Source organism: Chryseobacterium defluvii (assembly GCF_003634775.1).
GTDB classification, from domain to species: Bacteria; Bacteroidota; Bacteroidia; order Flavobacteriales; family Weeksellaceae; genus Chryseobacterium; species Chryseobacterium defluvii.
On record NZ_RBXB01000001.1, the window covers coordinates 1,049,187 to 1,067,228 of the forward strand.

Annotated in this window: 18 protein-coding genes; 14 read left to right on the forward strand and 4 right to left on the reverse strand. The window is 35.7% G+C overall.

Annotation, left to right across the window (positions count from 1 at the left end; all coding sequences use genetic code 11):
- Positions 1-34 precede the first annotated feature (34 nt).
- Positions 35-322 (reverse strand): hypothetical protein, encoded by a 288-nt coding sequence (locus tag BCF58_RS04825; protein WP_121460645.1) that lies wholly within the window; start codon positions 320-322, stop codon positions 35-37.
- 105 nt (positions 323-427) lie between these two features.
- Positions 428-865: a MauE/DoxX family redox-associated membrane protein gene (locus BCF58_RS04830; RefSeq protein ID WP_121460646.1), complete on the reverse strand. Its 438-nt coding sequence runs from the start codon at positions 863-865 to the stop codon at positions 428-430.
- Between the two features lie 683 nt (positions 866-1,548).
- Between BCF58_RS04830 and BCF58_RS04835 the strand changes: the two genes are divergently transcribed.
- From BCF58_RS04835 to BCF58_RS04885, 11 genes are all read left to right on the forward strand, one after another.
- Positions 1,549-1,923 carry a single-stranded DNA-binding protein gene (locus BCF58_RS04835; RefSeq protein ID WP_121461048.1) on the forward strand — a complete coding sequence of 125 codons (375 nt, stop codon included), beginning with the start codon at positions 1,549-1,551 and terminating at the stop codon, positions 1,921-1,923.
- A gap of 25 nt (positions 1,924-1,948) precedes the next feature.
- Positions 1,949-2,479: an antirestriction protein ArdA gene (locus tag BCF58_RS04840; RefSeq protein WP_121460647.1), complete on the forward strand. Its 531-nt coding sequence runs from the start codon at positions 1,949-1,951 to the stop codon at positions 2,477-2,479.
- Between the two features lie 327 nt (positions 2,480-2,806).
- Positions 2,807-3,223, forward strand: coding sequence for a hypothetical protein (locus BCF58_RS04850; protein ID WP_121460649.1), 417 nt, complete (start codon positions 2,807-2,809; stop codon positions 3,221-3,223).
- 7 nt (positions 3,224-3,230) lie between these two features.
- Positions 3,231-3,434 carry a 3-isopropylmalate dehydratase gene (locus BCF58_RS04855; protein ID WP_228434736.1) on the forward strand — a complete coding sequence of 68 codons (204 nt, stop codon included), beginning with the start codon at positions 3,231-3,233 and terminating at the stop codon, positions 3,432-3,434.
- Positions 3,418-3,669 (forward strand): hypothetical protein, encoded by a 252-nt coding sequence (locus tag BCF58_RS17270; RefSeq protein ID WP_147462024.1) that lies wholly within the window; start codon positions 3,418-3,420, stop codon positions 3,667-3,669. Before BCF58_RS04855 ends, BCF58_RS17270 begins: the two co-directional genes overlap by 17 nt.
- Before the next feature lie 47 nt (positions 3,670-3,716).
- On the forward strand, positions 3,717-4,301 hold the full coding sequence (locus BCF58_RS04860; RefSeq protein WP_121460650.1) for a PRTRC system protein E: 585 nt from the start codon (positions 3,717-3,719) through the stop codon (positions 4,299-4,301).
- Between the two features lie 7 nt (positions 4,302-4,308).
- Complete coding sequence (locus tag BCF58_RS04865) at positions 4,309-4,527, forward strand: PRTRC system protein C (RefSeq protein ID WP_121460651.1); 219 nt, start codon at positions 4,309-4,311, stop codon at positions 4,525-4,527.
- Between the two features lie 14 nt (positions 4,528-4,541).
- Positions 4,542-5,729, forward strand: coding sequence for a hypothetical protein (locus BCF58_RS04870; protein WP_147462025.1), 1,188 nt, complete (start codon positions 4,542-4,544; stop codon positions 5,727-5,729).
- Positions 5,716-6,441, forward strand: a complete 726-nt coding sequence (locus BCF58_RS04875) for a PRTRC system protein B (protein WP_121460653.1) — start codon at positions 5,716-5,718, stop codon at positions 6,439-6,441. Before BCF58_RS04870 ends, BCF58_RS04875 begins: the two co-directional genes overlap by 14 nt.
- Positions 6,438-7,247, forward strand: a complete 810-nt coding sequence (locus tag BCF58_RS04880) for a PRTRC system ThiF family protein (protein WP_121460654.1) — start codon at positions 6,438-6,440, stop codon at positions 7,245-7,247. The genes BCF58_RS04875 and BCF58_RS04880 overlap by 4 nt, the downstream gene beginning before the upstream one ends.
- Before the next feature lie 359 nt (positions 7,248-7,606).
- Positions 7,607-8,128 (forward strand): hypothetical protein, encoded by a 522-nt coding sequence (locus BCF58_RS04885; RefSeq protein WP_147462026.1) that lies wholly within the window; start codon positions 7,607-7,609, stop codon positions 8,126-8,128.
- A 55-nt stretch (positions 8,129-8,183) separates the two neighbouring features.
- On the opposite strand, the gene BCF58_RS04890 is transcribed toward BCF58_RS04885, so the two are convergent.
- On the reverse strand, positions 8,184-8,750 hold the full coding sequence (locus BCF58_RS04890; protein ID WP_121460656.1) for a hypothetical protein: 567 nt from the start codon (positions 8,748-8,750) through the stop codon (positions 8,184-8,186).
- A gap of 332 nt (positions 8,751-9,082) precedes the next feature.
- Positions 9,083-9,457: a helix-turn-helix domain-containing protein gene (locus BCF58_RS04895; RefSeq protein ID WP_121460657.1), complete on the reverse strand. Its 375-nt coding sequence runs from the start codon at positions 9,455-9,457 to the stop codon at positions 9,083-9,085.
- Between the two features lie 435 nt (positions 9,458-9,892).
- Between BCF58_RS04895 and BCF58_RS04900 the strand changes: the two genes are divergently transcribed.
- The 3 genes from BCF58_RS04900 to BCF58_RS04910 are packed head-to-tail and all read left to right on the forward strand — an operon-like array spanning position 9,893 to position 18,040.
- Complete coding sequence (locus BCF58_RS04900; RefSeq protein ID WP_121461050.1) at positions 9,893-11,464, forward strand: T9SS type A sorting domain-containing protein; 1,572 nt, start codon at positions 9,893-9,895, stop codon at positions 11,462-11,464.
- Between the two features lie 6 nt (positions 11,465-11,470).
- Entirely contained in the window at positions 11,471-14,392 is a 2,922-nt protein-coding gene (locus BCF58_RS04905; protein WP_147462027.1) for a hypothetical protein, read from the forward strand.
- 12 nt (positions 14,393-14,404) lie between these two features.
- Complete coding sequence (locus tag BCF58_RS04910) at positions 14,405-18,040, forward strand: DUF6443 domain-containing protein (protein ID WP_121460659.1); 3,636 nt, start codon at positions 14,405-14,407, stop codon at positions 18,038-18,040.
- Positions 18,041-18,042 lie beyond the last annotated feature (2 nt).

Consider the following 18,042-nt stretch of genomic DNA (forward strand, 5'->3'; position numbering starts at 1 on the left):
TTCACCCAATGTATTATTTTGATAGTCAGGCTTTTTAAGGCTTAGGTACTAAAGCCTGATTGGTTTTAGTATACCCGCTAGGAATTATATTATCCGCAGGTGCACTTGCAGCCTGATATCCAGTACAGGAGGCGCCCCCTTCGTCACAAACGTAATCATTAGGATTTAACATTTGCCAATGAAATGTTGTTGCACCCGTTCTTACCGGGTAATAAGTATTCAAGGCTTTATTTTCTGATTTTTCAACTTTTGTGAATGAAAAAGCAGCGAAAGAACCAATTGCAATTGCAGCAATCCCTAATGTTAATCGTAAATTTTTCATGATATTGGTTGCTTTTATAAATCAAAAAGCTAAACTTTAATTTTGCCTACTCTGAAATAAGGTTTTCGGCTTCCCCTTTTATTTGGGCCTGATTTATTTTATGTATTATAAATTCAGTGAAAGTTTCTCATTTGGTTTTTCTTTTTGAATCAGGGCTATAAATGTTATAGAAACAATAAAAAGATTAAATAATAGATGTTGTGACCAAGACAGATTTTTTATAATTCCGCCGCAACTACACGGAACTTGATCAAAAACATTAAATAAAACTAATGCTGTATAGGTAGTAAAGAGCCCCATTAAGGTTAGAGAGAATAATAGCCCTAATCTTCTTGTCTGATTTATACATAACATTAAAGAAATTGTAATTTCTGAGGTAGGAAGCATCCATTCAAGAACAGTAGTAATAGAATGGGGAAAAGGTTGCCTATTCAAATCTATGGTAAAATTATCAAAATCTAAAAATTTACTCACACCAGTGTAAATGAATAAAATAATTTGTAAGAACACGACTATTTCAACAAAGATATTTTTGGCTTTCATGGCTGAAGATTTTTGGAAGTGATCATTTCACTGTTTATTGAAATGAAACGTAAGACAAATGTAAATTAGAGCATCTTTGATTTGCAAACTATTGTTGTACTCATTTAAGTTTTAGTACGGGAATATAATTGGTAAGCCATTTTCAATTCGAGAATATAGGATAGATTTCAAAATTTTTTTTGATGTATCAATTTAAAAATTGATACATAGATTATAGCCAAATTCTTTTTAGATTATATCAATTTGCACTGACAGTCCATTTTTTGTCATTTCAAAACCCTGGCAAAAATAAGCTGTCCGTAAAAAGGGAAGAACCTAATGAGTCGCTAATTTCCTTCATACTAAACCCACCACCATATTAGGAGAACTTCGTTTACTATAATTCTGAAATAAATAATCAGTTAGAATTTTATTCAACAAAACGACCAAAAAGGGAAGCGAATGTAGAACGGGCAGCCATACCTTCAAGTCCTGCAAAAGACTACGGCATAAACGGTTTCCTCCCCAAAGGGTCCCCTCCAATTATTCCGTTTCCTTTTGCCTTACGCATTGCCCATTCTCTTTTTGGGCTTTCTTTTTTTTCGTTTTTTCTTTTGAATAAAAATCAGGCGAAGCAGGGCGAGCCACCGACAGCGGGAAAAGAGGAATACAAAAAAGAATGTAAAACTCTAAAATCAATGCTTATGAACATTATCGGACGTTTGACAAGTGATGCGCAGGTAAACATCACGTCACAGGACAAAAAAGTAGTTAATTTTTCCGTTGCCGTCAATGAAACGTACAAAAACAAAAAAGGGGATAGAATCGCCCAGACGGCATTTTTTAACTGCTCTTACTGGCTTTCTCCTAACGTTGCCAACCATTTAACAAAAGGACTTCTCGTTGAACTTTCAGGTATGGTACAAGTGTCTGCATGGATGGGAAAAGACGGAGAACCCAAAGCAGGAATGAACTTTCACACCTCACAAATTAAATTTCTTTCGGCTATCCAAAAAAGGAACACAGCTAATTCGGATTCCAATAATGGAACTTCTACAGATGACGATCTGCCCTTTTAAATAGTAATCCCAAAATCAAAAGATCATGACAACAATAGATATTAACGAAGCAAATGTATATGTAGGAACCTATAAGAAATATAACGAAGGTTCACTTTTTGGCAAATGGTTAAACCTGTCAGATTATACAGATAAAGAAGAATTTTATAAGGCATGCACAGAATTGCATAGTGATGAGAATGACCCTGAATTCATGTTTCAGGATTATGAGAATATCCCAAAAGGGCTGATTGATGAATCATGGCTAAGTGAAAACGTATTTGAAGTACTCCAAGCCCTTTCCGATCTAAGCGGCAATGATCAGGAAGCATTTTTAATATGGTGTAATAACGGTCATGCTGATTTATCAAATGGTGATATATATGATTTGATCAGCGATTTTGAAAATGCTTATGTTGCCCATTATGATAGTGAAGAGGATTTTGCAAGGGAACTGATCGGGGAACGTGATGATCTAAACGATTTCGCAAAGCAATACTTTGATTACGAAGCCTATGCAAGAGATCTTTTTTGCGGAAGCTATTGGAGCGAAGACGGACATGTATTCTACAATTAAAATGAACCGCAGGCGACTTATGCCAGATGTCGCCTGCTAAAAATACCACCAAATGACACAGGAACAGTTAAAAGACAATTTCAGAGTCTTGCTTACGATCAATCATCCACTCAGAGAAATAGAGGAACTTTTCCTTAAATCTGTTCAGTGCGGTGCTTTAAATTATAGCGAGGAAGAGGAAGATAGTTACAGGACTGCAAAGATTATATATCATTCCATTCTTTGCAAGATGGCGAGTAGGTGGCAACCACTCGCTCAAGAAAACAAGAATGATTCTGCCAACCTTCAAAAATTCTTGTAAACCAACAAATCTAAAAAAATCATGCTATGAATATCGGAATAATCACCTATAAAAACTACGATGAAAATGTGCTACTCAATGCCCATTTCAATATTGATGAACTATTTAAAATCATCCTTTTTGACAAAGATTTTGTAAAGTTTGAAATTTTTGACACCAATAAAAAGCTATTGGCATCAACCTATTATCCACAAATTGAAGGGAAAGGCTTTTTCATTGATCCTGTAAAAGTGGAAAGGGAGGAAGAAATTAAGTGGATTGATTACTATGCTTTTAGATCACCTTCCACCATACGGCATACAAAAGTGACTTGGAAGGTGAAAGGCGAAGTTTTCAGGACAAAGAAAAAGGCGGATGAGTGTGCAAAGGTGTGGAATAAAAGAGCTTCCTACTTTATTGAGCACTTAATTGATCGTAGTACCTATTCAAAAAAATATAAATGAATTGAAGATGGAAATGAAAATCACGGATTTAAACGGTTTGGAAATTACCGTAACCAATATTAATAAAGCCATCACACAGGCGGAAAACTTTAAAGATATGCATCATATTCCGCCTGTTCCTGCCGATAAGGAACGCCAGAAATACTGGACAGACATTTATAACAAACTATTGGAATTAAAAATAAAAATAGAAAATGAGCAATCTAGCTGATAAAACAGAATATCGGGCATTATGCATCATCGCCCGAATGGTTAAGGAATTTGAACGTTTGCACTGTCTGGACATGACAGTAACGGACGATTGGGATGCAACAGGAGCAAGGAACCTTTTGGAAGGTATAATAGAAACCAACGGTTATAAAGTGAATTACGACCGGAAGGGCAAGGGGAAAAGAACCATTCTAAAAGATGAATCCCAAAAGCCCAACCATAATTATATAAGGTAATTTTTAGAATTACTAATAACAGATTATCAATCATAAAAATCGAAATAATGGAAGCCAATTTTTTTAAGCAGTTAGCAGGAATGGACATTGACAGCCGAATTATGCTAACAATAGCCAAAGCGACAAAGGATACATTAGTAGTGTCTATCTTAGTACAAAACGATGGATGCGGAGACAAAGCAAAGAATATAATTCCTCCACTTAATCTCAAAGGAACAGCAGAGGAACTCGATGCAGGGTTTTTCTCCTTCGTCAAAAAGCCAATCGAATCAGCATCGGGATTGATGTCAAATATGGAATCTTATATGAAACAGCTTGAAGAAGCCAAGAAACAATCAGCGATGGAGAAAGAGAAATCAGATAAGGAAAAAAAGGAGAAAGATGCCAAAACCAAAAAATATAATGATGCAATGGCAAAAGCTGAAGCTCTGGAAAAAGAAGGCAAATTTAAAGAAGCTTGGTCAGCGTTACCGAAGACTTCCGAATATCCTGAAAATACTGATGCCATTCGTAAGAAACAGGATGTTTATGAAAAGCATTTTGCTCCGAGTTTATTTGCGAATGAGCAGACAGAAACCGAAACGGAAGAAGTACGACCATTTTTTACAGAAATTAATGTAACCCCTATATAAGCAGATTATGATTTTAAGTACAGAATTAGCAAGAGTTTTTATACTCATGGATAAAGGGCAGAAAATCAGCCTTGACGACCCTGAACCACGGTGGAGCGTGGACGCTGTTTTGAATTTCTATGCAAATATTTATCCCATATTAACGACTTCAAAAATTTCTGCTCCCATCATTCGGGATGATAAGGTGGAATATGTTTTTGAAAGCGTCATGGGAACAAAAGGTTAAATCTCAACTTTAAAATGATGAGCAATGCAAAAACATATTCAGTGGGGAATAATACGTTCCCCCAAAAACGAAAAGGGACACAAACTTTATCATCGCTTGGGGGAGTTCGCAAATTGGATGCAGAGGCCAAAAGATGCGCAGGAAATCAAAAAGGACAAAAGAAAGTCCGTTCCCATAGCTATGTTGCCAATGGTTTTTTAAGGACATCGTTTCTTCCAAAATATCGGGAAACTGAAATAACACGAGTTTCACGGAAATCTGCCAAATTGGAAAGGGATTTTTTTGAGTCCCTTTTCAAACTGACCGAGCATTATTCAATTGAGATTTCCAAAATAGATCAATTAGAATTTCCTTACAGCATTTTTCTTACGTTGGCTAATGTCAAAAAACAATTAAAAAATACAGTTAACAATTGGTCAGATATTCGGTTGGTACAAGATAAAGAAAAGACGTATCTGATATCCGAAGAACGATATGATTCAGGCTCAACATTATTTTATATTCCTGTTTTCCCTCTATATAAAATGCTACATGACAGGGATAGAAGAAAAACAGCAACCTTGTTATTGTCTGTGTTTTCTTATCTCTATCATGTTGCCGATATCCCTTATTACCGACAACAGGAAAGTTATTTATATTGGGAATACGAAATGCTGAAAGATTGGATGCTTGATGATGAAATTCAGGATGGAGAAAAGGACAAGCGTTTAGATGAAATGAATATATCTGAATGGGTAGGAGATAACATTGAGAAAAAAATATATCATCAAAACAACCTCACGTTTTTCCAGCATCGTATTGATCATTTTAAACCCAAAGATCAGCTTGACAGAGATTGCCTTTTGGTAGCTGAAAAAATACTATCCCTTTATAAGACCTACCCGACAGCTACGATTTTCCGCAATGCCAGCTCATTGATTGATACGGATAATGATGATGTTAGCGAAGAGATCATTTCAATGGACAGGTATATTTCCTTTTACGCTGATAATGTAGGTTGGCTGTCTTCTACATTATTTGAAATGGTCAATAATGAATTTCAGGAATTTTCAGATACGCAGGAACCTGTTATTGAAAAAAGGTTTGATGGAAATGACATGGAAGGGAAAGACCTTCTATTTGAAAGTTCACTTTTTGACCTTTTGCATGACATCATTGATTTGTTGAACGAATACAGAAAATTAAGTAATGAAAAATATTGATATAACACAGGATTTTGAAGGACTATATCACCCAAAATGTGCATTAGTCGTCTATGAAGCGGAGGGAAGACAAAATGATATCTATGTGGAGCATTTTGATATGGATTCAAATGGAAATCCTATTAATGCCCATCCGCTTACTATAAAGGAAGCTGAAATTTTATCAAAGGCTCTTCAAATTGAACAGGAAAAAGAAAACGGTTTTCTTAAGCCTAAGACCCTATTGCCGACCAATATTTTAAGCCTTGACCCAAGCACCGAGAAAGGAACGGTAATTTGGCATACCAAAGCCCAACTTAAACAGCTTTTTTTTGTCGAGAGTTTAGGAATTCCCAATGGTAAAGCCCATGTTCCTCCACTTTTATGGAAGGCGAACAAACATAAATTATCGCTATTCGCCCTGAAAAGTAACAGAAGACCATCGGAAAGAACCAAACTCTTTCATGCGCCGTTTTTTAATGTTTATAATAATGGAAGCGTGTGTATGGGGACAGTCCATATAGATATCAAAAAATCCACCTCCGTAGAGGAGTTTATACAGGGGTGGGAACATTACTTTTTCAATAGTTATTTCAGCCATCTTTTGGAATCTGGAAGCCACATTAAAGGCAATTGTGTCAGCCTTTGGAAAAGACTGATCAAACAGGGAGCTTCATTTCCTTCCGATGTCCTGATGCCTAATCATTTAACCCTTAAAAATATCCTGCCATGATGAACGAAAAACCAAAAATGCATTTTACGGACAAGTATCTGTTAGCTCCCACTAATCCCATTACCGTAAATCTGATAGGGGCAGGGGGAACGGGCTCTAAAATGTTAACAGGACTGATGGAAATTAATGAGAGCCTGCTAGCCCTCGGACACCCCGGTTTACAGGTTCGGTTATGGGATGATGATTTGGTTACCTCTGCAAATTTAGGAAGACAGCGTTTTTTTGAATGCGAAGTGGGTTTGCAAAAGTCCGTTGCGCTGATCAACCGCATCAACCGTTGTATCGGTTCTAATTGGAAAGCGGAAACCGTGAAATTTGTTAAAGACAACGCAGGGAACCTGCCTGAAAATGCAAGAGCAACCATTACAATTACCTGTGTGGATACTGTGAAGGCACGATTCGGAGTAGCTGAGATTCTTACGGAATTAAATGAAAAAAGATCGTATTTCAGGGATTCACCAAAATATTGGATGGATTTTGGCAATAGCCAATATTCGGGGCAGGTCATTCTTTCAACAGTTGGAAACATCAATCAGCCAACATCACAGAAATTTGAACCTGTTAAAAATCTTCCTTTTGTAACCAATGAATATGGAGAGCTTCTGATCCAGTCGGAAAAAAATGATAATACTCCGAGCTGTTCACTTGCAGAAGCACTCGAAAAACAGGAACTTTTCATCAATGCATCCTTAGCGCAGATGGGTTGTGATTTATTGTGGGGGTTATTCCGTAACGGAATGACACCCTATAAAGGATTCTTTCATAACCTGAAAGATTTTAGAACGGTTCCGATCCCAATCGCTTGATTTTGGGATCGGGCGAAAAGTTCGTCCCTTCCTGCGGACGGGATGAACTTTTCGCGGATAAGCGGTGCAGGCAAGGATTGGGAAAATGATCCCGAAGATCCAATCCTTTGCCTGCGGCTGGGTTGTGAGGTATTTTCAGATACCTCTTTTTTAGTTGGATTTATAATTTGTTTGGAATTGTAATTAATTGATGGAAGAATTATCAAATGACTTCTGTATTTTGCATTAAATACAAATTCTAATTTCAAATGGATATTAATTCAATTATTCAGGTCCTTGCTTCAATTTTTACCGTTTTTATTTCAGCCTTTATTGCTCCTTTCTTTTTAAATTTTTATATGAAAAGAAAATTCAGGAAAATGCAATACTTAATTGATTCCCAAAATATATTGCAAAATGTTCATAATGATTTCAAAACCAATTTCGTTGAACCAACTATTGCGGAAAACCTGTTTTTTGTGATGACCGGGATTAGAACCAATTATAATACTATTCCGGCTTATCTTAAACTGAAAGATTTATTGGGTCAGGATTATGAATGGTTGATGATCAGAAGTGCTAAACCACATTTCAAGTTCGATAATAAGGGAGAAATTGAAATCATATTATCAAAATATACATTGATCTACAGGAATTTTTCATTAGTATTATCTTTTGTTTTCTCCTTAACTGGTTTGGGAATTCTAATTTACTTTTCCCGTTTTGATATCAATACATTATCAGAAATCTTACTTATTTATATGTTGGCTTTCCCTTTGTTTATTTTTGCTTTTTATATATTAAGTACTTTAACGTCTATTAGTAGGGCAGGGATATTACAAAAAAGACTTACAGTGGTTAAAATGAAATTAACTCAATCTGAACCGGAGAATAAAATCTGATTAAAATTGATGATTTTACCATTCCGATACTATTTTTGACTTTACAACTGAAAAACTACTTCTTTTTCGGTATGCTTTTTACACCAAGATAATAGCTCCAGCTGAAAATTTTCGGCACAATATCCAAATTAAATTTATAAAGGCTATAGGTGTATAATGAAAAAAGAAAGAATGCAATCCAACTTAGTCCTATGACATAATATCTATCCCTCGTATGAAAACTGAATAATCCAGGTACTAAAGATTTAATTAAAAATGCAGGAACTATACAACAGACTATTATACATATTGTCCAAGGCAATATCCATAATTTGCTTTTTTTAGCCCGAAGAGCTATATTCATTCCTTTCAGAAAATAAATGATGCAGAATATGAAATAAGTAAATATAATAGTATAAATAATAAGCTCAGTTTTGTCTGCTCCTTCACCCAAAATATTTTCTGATATGAGAAATCCTGCATAAAAAAACAAACCATAGAGAGCAGCGATTTTTAAAATCAAAAACGAAAAGTTCAAGATCATAAAAAGTAATCCTATTGAAGATTCGCTTTCTTTATTTTTGCGAAGTTCATATTCCGATTCTGATTCTCCTGGGTAAGCATCGGGGTTATTCCAAGCCATAATAATAAAATTTAAAGTTTGTTAGGCAATCGTCTTATTACAAGGTTGTTACATCTGTAAATATAATAAAAAAAAGCCTTCTCACATCTAAAATTATATATAAAAGCTAGTTGAAATTTAATGATTGATTTTCTTTTAAAACGAGGTGCTGAACTAATTATTAATGCTTACCAATTGAAATTAATATGGGATCTTCATAAAGATTACTTTTCATATTAATAATAATCTTAGAAAAGCAAAGAGCAGAAGAATTTTCTTCTGCTCCTCTGAATGTTTATTTAAGTGACTAAAAATGTTTTATGAAAATTTCACAAAATAAACGGTCCTTAATATTATATCTTTTGAATTAGTTTTTCAATAAGTTTATTCTGTACGTTTAAAAGTTGTGTAATTGCATCTTGATTTTTTAAAATACCGTTTATTAGATCAGGTGATTCCGAATAAAAGTTGGAGTTCGGATTTCCAATATTTTGAATACTACAATCGTTATTCGTTATTGAAAATGTCGGGGCTTCTTCAAGAAGCTCATCTAAATCAATATCGTATACTTCACATATCTTCACCAGATGTTCTGTTGAAGGCTTTGCTATATCTGTTTCCCATTTATGATAGGCTGGCTGCGAAATGTTTAGTTCATCAGCAAGCTGTTGTTGGGTAAGTCCTTTCTTTTTTCTTAGCCTGGATAATTTGGTCCCCAGTGTAATCATAACTATTGTTTATGAAAACAAAAGTAGTGATTTTGGGAATACGAAAAAACATAAAATATAACTATTGGTTATTAAATTTATAACTAATTATATCAAATTTATAACCAAATTATTTGTTTTGATATAAAGTTTAACAATATCTTTCCAACCTATTTCTGTACCGTTTCTTTTATTAGATTTCCTTTGGAAATGCGACGGCTTTTGTCGCAGTGGACTTCTATATTCGCAAAAGATTAATTACAAACCTAAATATTATGAAAAATCAAAAAATTAGAGATACAATACTCTTATTCATAACAGCTGTGTCTATCCTAATTGTTCTTTTCATTTATAATTTCAGAAATGGGAAAAATACGGGAAATAAATATGGGGTTTTCCCATTGTGGGGTTTGCAGAATTAAAATAAGTTTAACCGCTATAAAAAACATCTATTTTATGAAAATTACTTTTTTGGCACTAATAGCAAGCCCTTTGTTTTTAGTGCCTGCACAAAAGGTAGTCTGGCAGAAGGATATTAAATCAAATACTCAGGATTTCCTTAGCCAAGTAACAACTACCCTCGATCAGCAGTATTTAATTACAGGAAGCAGTATTCAGTCCTCAAAACAAACAGAAAGCAAACAAAAAAATGGTTATGATTTCCATTTGGTCAAGCTCAACCAGCAAGGTGAAGAAGTCTGGGAAAAATACTTCTCAGGACAGAACCATGATTTCCTGTCTGCCACAGTGAACACCCAGGAAGGAGGCTTCCTTCTCTCTGGAACATCTTATAGTGGGAAATCTTTAGACAAAAAAGAAGATTCCAAAGGAGGATCAGATTTGTGGCTTATTAAAATCAATGAATTCGGGGAAGAACAATGGCAGAAAACACTCGGGACTGCTTCCGATGAAGAAGCCAGAGCCGTGATTCAAACCACCGACTTAGGTTACTTTGTGGCAGGAAATGTTCAGAACTCAGCTAAAGGATTTGGTTCTAAAGATATCTGGATCATAAGACTCGATAAAACAGGAAAACAAACTTCAGAACTGATCTTAGGAGGAAAAGGACTCGATGAAGTGGAGAAAATGATTCCGACCAAAGATGGAGGAGCTTTATTAGGCATGTATTCCAGAAGCACTACCGGAGGATCCAAGAAAACAGAAAACTTCGGTGAAGGGGATTACTGGATTGTAAAGCTTACCAAAGACGGAAAAGTAGAATGGGAAAAGAACTTCGGCGGAAAGGCAGATGATCATCTAAGAACCCTTGCTTTAACTTCCACGGGATATATCATTGGTGGAGAATCAAGATCAGAAAGATCAGGAAATAAAACCACAGGCATAGAAGAAGGAACCGATTTATGGTTAATTGCTTTAAATGAAAGAGGGGAAGAATTATGGCAGAAATCCTACAATTTTAAGAACAGGGATGTTTTGATGGGAATGAGTGTGATAAGCGGGAAGCAAGAAGCAGGAGGCGGGAAGCTTTCAACTGACAACTCTACCCTGTCAACTAAAGGCATTTTATTGGGAGGTTATACCCAGGCAGAAGGAAGAATAGAGAGTGATGATGAAACGTTCTGGATGCTGTATCTGGATCAGGAAGGGAAAGAAGAGTGGAGAAAGCATGTGAAGGGAGAATCCAGGAAGAAGGAAGAAAGATTATCTGATATAAAACTCAACAGAGACGGTTCTATTATCCTGGCAGGAACCAGTGCAGAGGAATTAGGAAAAGAGAACTGGAAGATCGTGAAATTAGGTGACGGACAGATCGATCAGCTGATTGAAAAGCAGGACATCAGAGTCTATCCGAATCCTGTATCAGATTATACCTATGTAGAGATCGGGTATGAGTTTAAGGAAGCGGATATTTTGTTGTATGATATGAGTGGAAAGCTCCTGCAGCAAACCAAGACTAAGAATAAGGTAACGAAGATCAATACTCAGCCACTCATTCAGGGAGCTTACCTTGTGACCATTAAAACAGATACCAATAAAACAGCGAACGCTAAAATAATTAAGAAATAAATTGTGATGAGAAAATTAATTTTTACACTCTCCATTGCTCTAATTAATATATGCATGGGGCAAGATTTCGAGACAGGTTTCTCCAAACCTGTAGCTTCGGTTTCCTCCTTGTCAACGTATACCAATTCTCCAGTCTCTTTTGCCACGGGGATACCGGACATATCCTTTCCAGTAGTTTCACTTCCGACTAACAGTAAAGAAATCTCTGCGGGGTTGACTCTGAGCTACCACCCTAAGAACCTACTAAGTAGTGAAAAGGCAAGTGAAGTAGGATTAGGATGGAGTCTACTGGGAATAAACGGTGTGATTTCTAGAGAAATTGTTCAAGGGTTGGATGAAAAATATGACGATGCAGCCAATGCAGGTTACATTAAAAACGAGTTTAATGATATTTATTATTACAATATCGGAGAATACTCTGGAAAGTTCAGAATGATAAGGGATATTGCCAACAATACTTTTCAGTTGGTTAAGCTTACACCTTCAAATGTCAAAATTGAATACGTAAGAAATAGCAATACAGCAACTTTGATTTTCAACAGTTTTAAAATTACAGATGACAAGGGGTATATTTACATTTTTGATAAAAACTCTGTATCTCCCTATAAGGAAGGGGCTGTTTCTATACCATTTAAAAGTGCTTTTTTCCTAACTAAAATCTATGATTATAAGATGCAGGAGTTAGTTTCTTTTGATTATCAGGTCGATACTTATACACAACCTTCTGCATCACCAGGGACTTTTCAAAACTGCAAACTTAAAAAGATATGGTCAAAAGATAATGGTTCCATCGAAATTGATTACACTTTCACAGAAGCCTACAAGAATTCAATGAATGATCCATACGAAGTCAATTCAATTGTTTCGAAAAGTAATGCAGGAAATATTTTAGCAAAATTTGAATTTACATATGGCTTCACAGAATTTACTAATCCATACGATTATAAAGATTCCATTTCAAAAAGGACATTATGGAAGATAAAAAAATACAGTTCGGATCTTTCCAAAAACGAAACGACTCAATTTGAATATAACAATTCGGGAAGCTCTAAAGAATATGGAGCAATTCCTGGGCAATTCAAAGATTATTTCCTTTGTGATTACATTTCCCATAATCCGGGTACCAACGAGATTGAAAATCCTAAATATTTTAGTTTGGGGTCTTTAAAGAGAGTTATATCACCAGCAGGTGGCGTTGTTGAATATAACTTTGAAGCTAATGAGTATGCTCATAAAGAGTTTCAACAGTACATGACCGACCTTACTGACAATATGGTATACTTTGGAGATCCGCAATTCCAATACCTTAAACCAATTTATTCCGCAGATTTTAATACAAATATTTCAACAACCTATAATTTTGCAGTAAGTGGTAATACCTCGCAATATAGAGGGGTTTATGTCAAATATGTTGTGAATGAGATTTATCCGTATCAACCAGGCTTTGAACCTAGCGATGGCTCTCAACCTTCATTAAATTTTACAATTCTTGACGCTAATTTTAACGACGGATTTACAGGGGTATTATGCTCTACGCCGCCTCCGATTGTATCGTCAACGAGGTTTATGCTGAATGGTGGCACCCATACCTTAAAAATTCAGAGTCCGACAGGTGGTAAAGGACATTTTGAAATCTATGAAATGACCATCAGAGATCTACCTCACAGAAATGCTATTATTAAAAAAGATCAAGGTTTGCGAATAGAAAGTATCAAATACTATGAGAACTACTATTCACAGACCCCAGCGAAGTTTGAAAGATTTGCTTATGACAAATTTGATGAGACCAATTCATCAAGTGGAGAAAATATTGTTGAAGGAAGTACTCAAGGTTATTTAGTAGAATCGATAGTCTATCAAAATGTAAAGGTATTTAATGGAGACACAGGAGGATACACAAAATATTACTACAAAGCTCCTTCCGCGTACCCTTCCCAACCTGGTCCGTATTATAAATATTGGCCAAATGTGAATATTACCAAAGGTGGATTGATAGAAAAAAAGGAAGTATTTAATATGGGGAATTTATTATTGGCATCTGAGAATTACGATTATACGCTGGCAGAAATGAATGTTCCAAATTATATTCCTATTGCTGGCGGAGATTATGAAACGAAAACTGCGTGGATTAAAGAACAACGTGCTACATCTAAAGTGTTTGATCAGAACGCAAGGGCAGTAACAACCAGTTCTGAATTGATAAAGTCTGCCGATGACTTCAATTTAGTTACAGAAAGAGCAACAAATTCCGATGGAAGTACCCAGGAGAAATCCTATAAATATGCAAGAGAAAAAAATCAAACAGCATTGATCAATGCTAATATATTAGGAGTCCCACTAGAAACTCAGGTGACGAAAAATGGAACAGTAGTAGCCAAAAGCGAGATAAAATATGACAACCCTTCACAACTATATCCTACTTCGGTTATTGCGTTTACGCCTGATAATTTAACAAGTAGCTATACAGGCATTAAGTATGAAGTATATGATGAAAAAGGGCATGTAGTACAATATTCTACAACACCAGATTCCTCAACGGGTATTGGAGTGCCAACCACAATAATTTGGGGTTATAATAAAACAATGCCTATTGCTAAGATAGATGGTGCTACACTTGCTAATATTCCTCAGAACCTGATCGATGCTATAGTGAATGCTTCCAATGAAGATGCCAACGCCTCTCCGGCTGATGCACAAGCTAAAGAAGATGCATTACTGGCCCAGTTAGAAAATTTTAAAAACAATACTGCATTGTCAGGATTTAGCGTTTCAGTTTACACTTATAATCCATCAGTAGGAGTAACGAATGTTTTACCTCCTAACGGTATAAGAGAAATCTATGTCTATGATAGCTTCGGAAGGCTAGAAAAAGTAAAAGATGTCAATGGAAATGTGTTAAAAGACTATCAGTACAATTACAAACAGTAAAACAACCTACCAATGAAAAAACTATTATTTATATTCAATATGCTGTTTGTGGCTGGATTATTTTATGCACAAACACCTACTACTTCGCAGAATTATATTTATACTAGAACTTATTTGTCTGAAGATGGCAGTAAAAAAACTGAATCTGTTCAATATTTTGATGGTCTCGGAAGACTGAAGCAAACAGTTTCTGTAAAAGCCACACCTTCAGGTAAAGATTTAGTGGTTCCTGTATTGTATGATGAATTGGGCAGACAGCCTAAGGATTTTCTGCCACTGCCTATGGCAACTGCCAACGCTGGAATTCAAACCTTAACGGAAGCCGATGTCAACTCATATTACAATGTTGCCAATGCTTACGTTGAAAAGATATTTGACAATTCACCACTAAGTAAGGTACTAGAGGTCGCAACACCAGGTGATGCATGGAAGAAGAATTCTGGTCATACGCGTAAGTCTGAATTTGAAACCAATATAACAGCAGATCAGGTTAAAAAGTTTGTCATTAATTCTTCCTGGGCAAATGCGACCGTGTCTTTTTCTGTTCCTACAGTAGAATGGTATGGAGAAAGTCAGCTCATGAAAAATGTTACCATCGATGAAGACGGAAACAAAAGCATTACTTTCAAAGACTCACAGGGAAAGACCATATTAGCTAGAAAAATGAACGGTACAGAGCCTGTTGATACTTATTATATCTATAATCTTTATGATCAATTAGCACTAGTAATTACTCCAAAAGCAAATAAGGAAATTACCCAAAATGGAAATGTTGTTACCCAAAGTATCCTAGATCAATATTGTTATCAGTACAAATATGACAATAGAAACAGGATGGTGGAAAAAAGGCTTCCTGGAAAAAATTCATGGGATTATTTTGTCTATGATAAACAAAACCGATTGGTATTATCGCAAGACGCCAATCAAAACAGGAAAGAATGGACATTTACAAAATATGATAAGTTCGGGAGAGTCGTGTATACGGGATTGCTAGCCAACACTTCAAATAGGGTTACAATGCAAAATTCCCTTAATGCTATGTCTTCTAATGAATTGAATAACGAAAGCAGAACTTCCACGCCTTTTGCTGCCAACGGACAGAATATTTACTATACCAAAGTAGCATTTCCAACCAGTAACATGACCGTACTTACCGTTAATTACTATGATGATTATGCCCCTGAAGCTCCCGCAAGACCTAACACTATTTTGGGAAAGACTACATTAAGTTCAACACCAACTCAATACTCTACTAATGGGGTCGTAACATATAGAAGTTTAAAAGGGATGCCTACTTCCACTTATATTAAAAATATTGAAGACGACAATTGGACACAATCACATGTGTGGTATGATTCTGAAGCAAAAACGTTGGGTTCTCATTCCATTAATTTCTTAGGCGGTTATACCAAGACTGAAACAGAAATTGATTTTGCAGGTATTATAAAGAAAACTAAAATCTATCATAAAAGGCTTAATACTGATACAGAAAAAGTGATCATTGAAACTTTTGAGCACGATAATCAAAACCGACTACTTGTATATAAGCACCAGGTTGACAATAATCCTGAAGAGGTGTTAAGTCAGAATACTTATAACGATCTTGGACAGCTTGTAGTAAAAAAGGTTGGAAATACAATTTCCTCACCATTACAGACCATTAATTATACTTACAATATACATGGAAAATTAAAAACGATTAATGATCCGAATAACTTAGGTGATGATTTGTTTGGATATAAGATCAATTACAATGAGGTAGAAGGTCTTGAATCTCCCAATACTGATTTTACTGAACTTAAAGTAAAACCTAGGTTTAATGGAGATATCGCGGAAGTATCGTGGAAGACTCTTACCGAAGATAATGAACCGTTGAAGAGATACGGGTATGTTTATGATGGTTTGAGCAGGTTATCTGCTGGATTTTATCAAAAAGCAGGAAATGAGTCTGCTAAAGAGTATTTTGAAAAGATTGATTATGATATAGATGGTAGCATAACAAGGTTGAAAAGGTCAGAAGGGGTTACTGCTGGAAACAGTTTTGCAACAATGATCGATAATCTGAAATATGACTATGCCGGAAACAGATTAACTAAGGTAACCGATGAACAGCAAAACCCATCAGGATATCCCTATATTGTAACTCCTAATACGATAACTTACGATGCCAATGGAAATATGACCACTCTTTTGGATAAAGGAATTTCTTCCATCCAATATAATTTTTTAAATTTACCGAAACAAATCACCCAAAATGCCCGAGTAACCAATTATACCTACAGGGCAGATGGAGTGAAAGTGAAGAAGCTCTTTGGTGATATCGAAACCAATTACCTGGACGGTTTCCAGTATAAATCTACAAAGCCATCTGAAACAGTACCACCGGGTGACTTCCCCCCTGAGCCAGATCCTAATGAAGTTGCTGAAATGAAGCTAAGGATTATTCCTACAGCCGAAGGTTATTATGATGCCCTCAACAACCAGTACATCTATAATTTTACGGATCATTTAGGAAATGTAAGATTAAGCTATACGGATACGAATAAAGATGGTGTCATTCAGCCCAGACAATACAAAGTTGTACAATGTTCAGGATCTGGATGGAATCAAATGTGTATTGATTACTGGAAACCTGGTGAAATTGTAGAAGTAAATAATTACTATCCTTTCGGATTATTGCATAATTATACGGCAACTACACAAAATGTTTACCAGTACAAGTACAATGGCAAGGAGTTGCAAGAGTCTGGAATGTATGATTTTGGTGCAAGAATGTATATGCCTGATCTCGGAAGATGGGGAGTTATTGATCCACTAGCAGAAAGTTATAGAAGATGGTCACCTTACCATTATGCGATGAATAACCCAGCAAATCTTACTGACCCGGACGGAATGGGGTCTTATGATTCTGAAGGAGTTTGGCATAGTGAGATGGAAGATTTTGAAAAATACCACGGTTTAAATTCTTATTCTCCATTTGAAAAAGAGCACAACACCTTTAAAACTCCAGATGGTGAAGGAGCTGGCGGAGGCGGAGGAATAACAATAGGTGATTTGATGGATGCTCTTTTCCCAAATTCTAATGAAGGTTATCAACCAGATTTTGGAAAGTTTGATTTTGAACAATTTGGATTGGAAGACATTGATGACAATATTGATAGAGGTAGAAAGAAAGGAAAAGGAAAGGCAAAAAGAGATATTAAAGGAAATACACTCAATTGGTTTAATGAGGGTGATGGTGGGCTATACATAGCAGCTTCCAATGATATTGTTCCAAATAATACCGTAAGAGTTTTCTCCCACGCAAATGAGGATGCAATAATGGGACCCGATGGAAAGTTGATATATAATGCTGCTGATTTCAATGCTTTATTAGTACATCGAAGTCCGGCTTGGAAAAAATTTAAAGAGAAAGGAGGAGTAATGATATTAGACTTGAGAGCTTGTAATACAGGTTCGATTGAAAATTCTTTTGCACATAGATTATCAATGCATCCTGATTTTAAAAATGTTGTCATAATGGCGCCGGCAGATTATTATATTGCTAGTGGTGACGGTAAATCAACTCACGTGGGAGGACCAGGTAATTATAATCTCTTTATTAATGGAAAATTAGTACGAGGAAAATTTAATAATATCAAACGTTAATA

Excerpts from the sequence above, each read along its gene's own strand:
- BCF58_RS04825 (WP_121460645.1), bottom strand. The coding sequence starts at position 322 with ATGAAAAATTTACGATTAACATTAGGGATTGCTGCAATTGCAATTGGT.
- BCF58_RS04830 (WP_121460646.1), bottom strand. The coding sequence starts at position 865 with ATGAAAGCCAAAAATATCTTTGTTGAAATAGTCGTGTTCTTACAAATT.
- BCF58_RS04835 (WP_121461048.1), top strand. The coding sequence starts at position 1,549 with ATGAACATTATCGGACGTTTGACAAGTGATGCGCAGGTAAACATCACG.
- BCF58_RS04840 (WP_121460647.1), top strand. The coding sequence starts at position 1,949 with ATGACAACAATAGATATTAACGAAGCAAATGTATATGTAGGAACCTAT.
- BCF58_RS04850 (WP_121460649.1), top strand. The coding sequence starts at position 2,807 with ATGAATATCGGAATAATCACCTATAAAAACTACGATGAAAATGTGCTA.
- BCF58_RS04855 (WP_228434736.1), top strand. The coding sequence starts at position 3,231 with ATGGAAATGAAAATCACGGATTTAAACGGTTTGGAAATTACCGTAACC.
- BCF58_RS17270 (WP_147462024.1), top strand. The coding sequence starts at position 3,418 with ATGAGCAATCTAGCTGATAAAACAGAATATCGGGCATTATGCATCATC.
- BCF58_RS04860 (WP_121460650.1), top strand. The coding sequence starts at position 3,717 with ATGGAAGCCAATTTTTTTAAGCAGTTAGCAGGAATGGACATTGACAGC.
- BCF58_RS04865 (WP_121460651.1), top strand. The coding sequence starts at position 4,309 with ATGATTTTAAGTACAGAATTAGCAAGAGTTTTTATACTCATGGATAAA.
- BCF58_RS04870 (WP_147462025.1), top strand. The coding sequence starts at position 4,542 with ATGATGAGCAATGCAAAAACATATTCAGTGGGGAATAATACGTTCCCC.
- BCF58_RS04875 (WP_121460653.1), top strand. The coding sequence starts at position 5,716 with ATGAAAAATATTGATATAACACAGGATTTTGAAGGACTATATCACCCA.
- BCF58_RS04880 (WP_121460654.1), top strand. The coding sequence starts at position 6,438 with ATGATGAACGAAAAACCAAAAATGCATTTTACGGACAAGTATCTGTTA.
- BCF58_RS04885 (WP_147462026.1), top strand. The coding sequence starts at position 7,607 with ATGCAATACTTAATTGATTCCCAAAATATATTGCAAAATGTTCATAAT.
- BCF58_RS04890 (WP_121460656.1), bottom strand. The coding sequence starts at position 8,750 with ATGGCTTGGAATAACCCCGATGCTTACCCAGGAGAATCAGAATCGGAA.
- BCF58_RS04895 (WP_121460657.1), bottom strand. The coding sequence starts at position 9,457 with ATGATTACACTGGGGACCAAATTATCCAGGCTAAGAAAAAAGAAAGGA.
- BCF58_RS04900 (WP_121461050.1), top strand. The coding sequence starts at position 9,893 with ATGAAAATTACTTTTTTGGCACTAATAGCAAGCCCTTTGTTTTTAGTG.
- BCF58_RS04905 (WP_147462027.1), top strand. The coding sequence starts at position 11,471 with ATGAGAAAATTAATTTTTACACTCTCCATTGCTCTAATTAATATATGC.
- BCF58_RS04910 (WP_121460659.1), top strand. The coding sequence starts at position 14,405 with ATGAAAAAACTATTATTTATATTCAATATGCTGTTTGTGGCTGGATTA.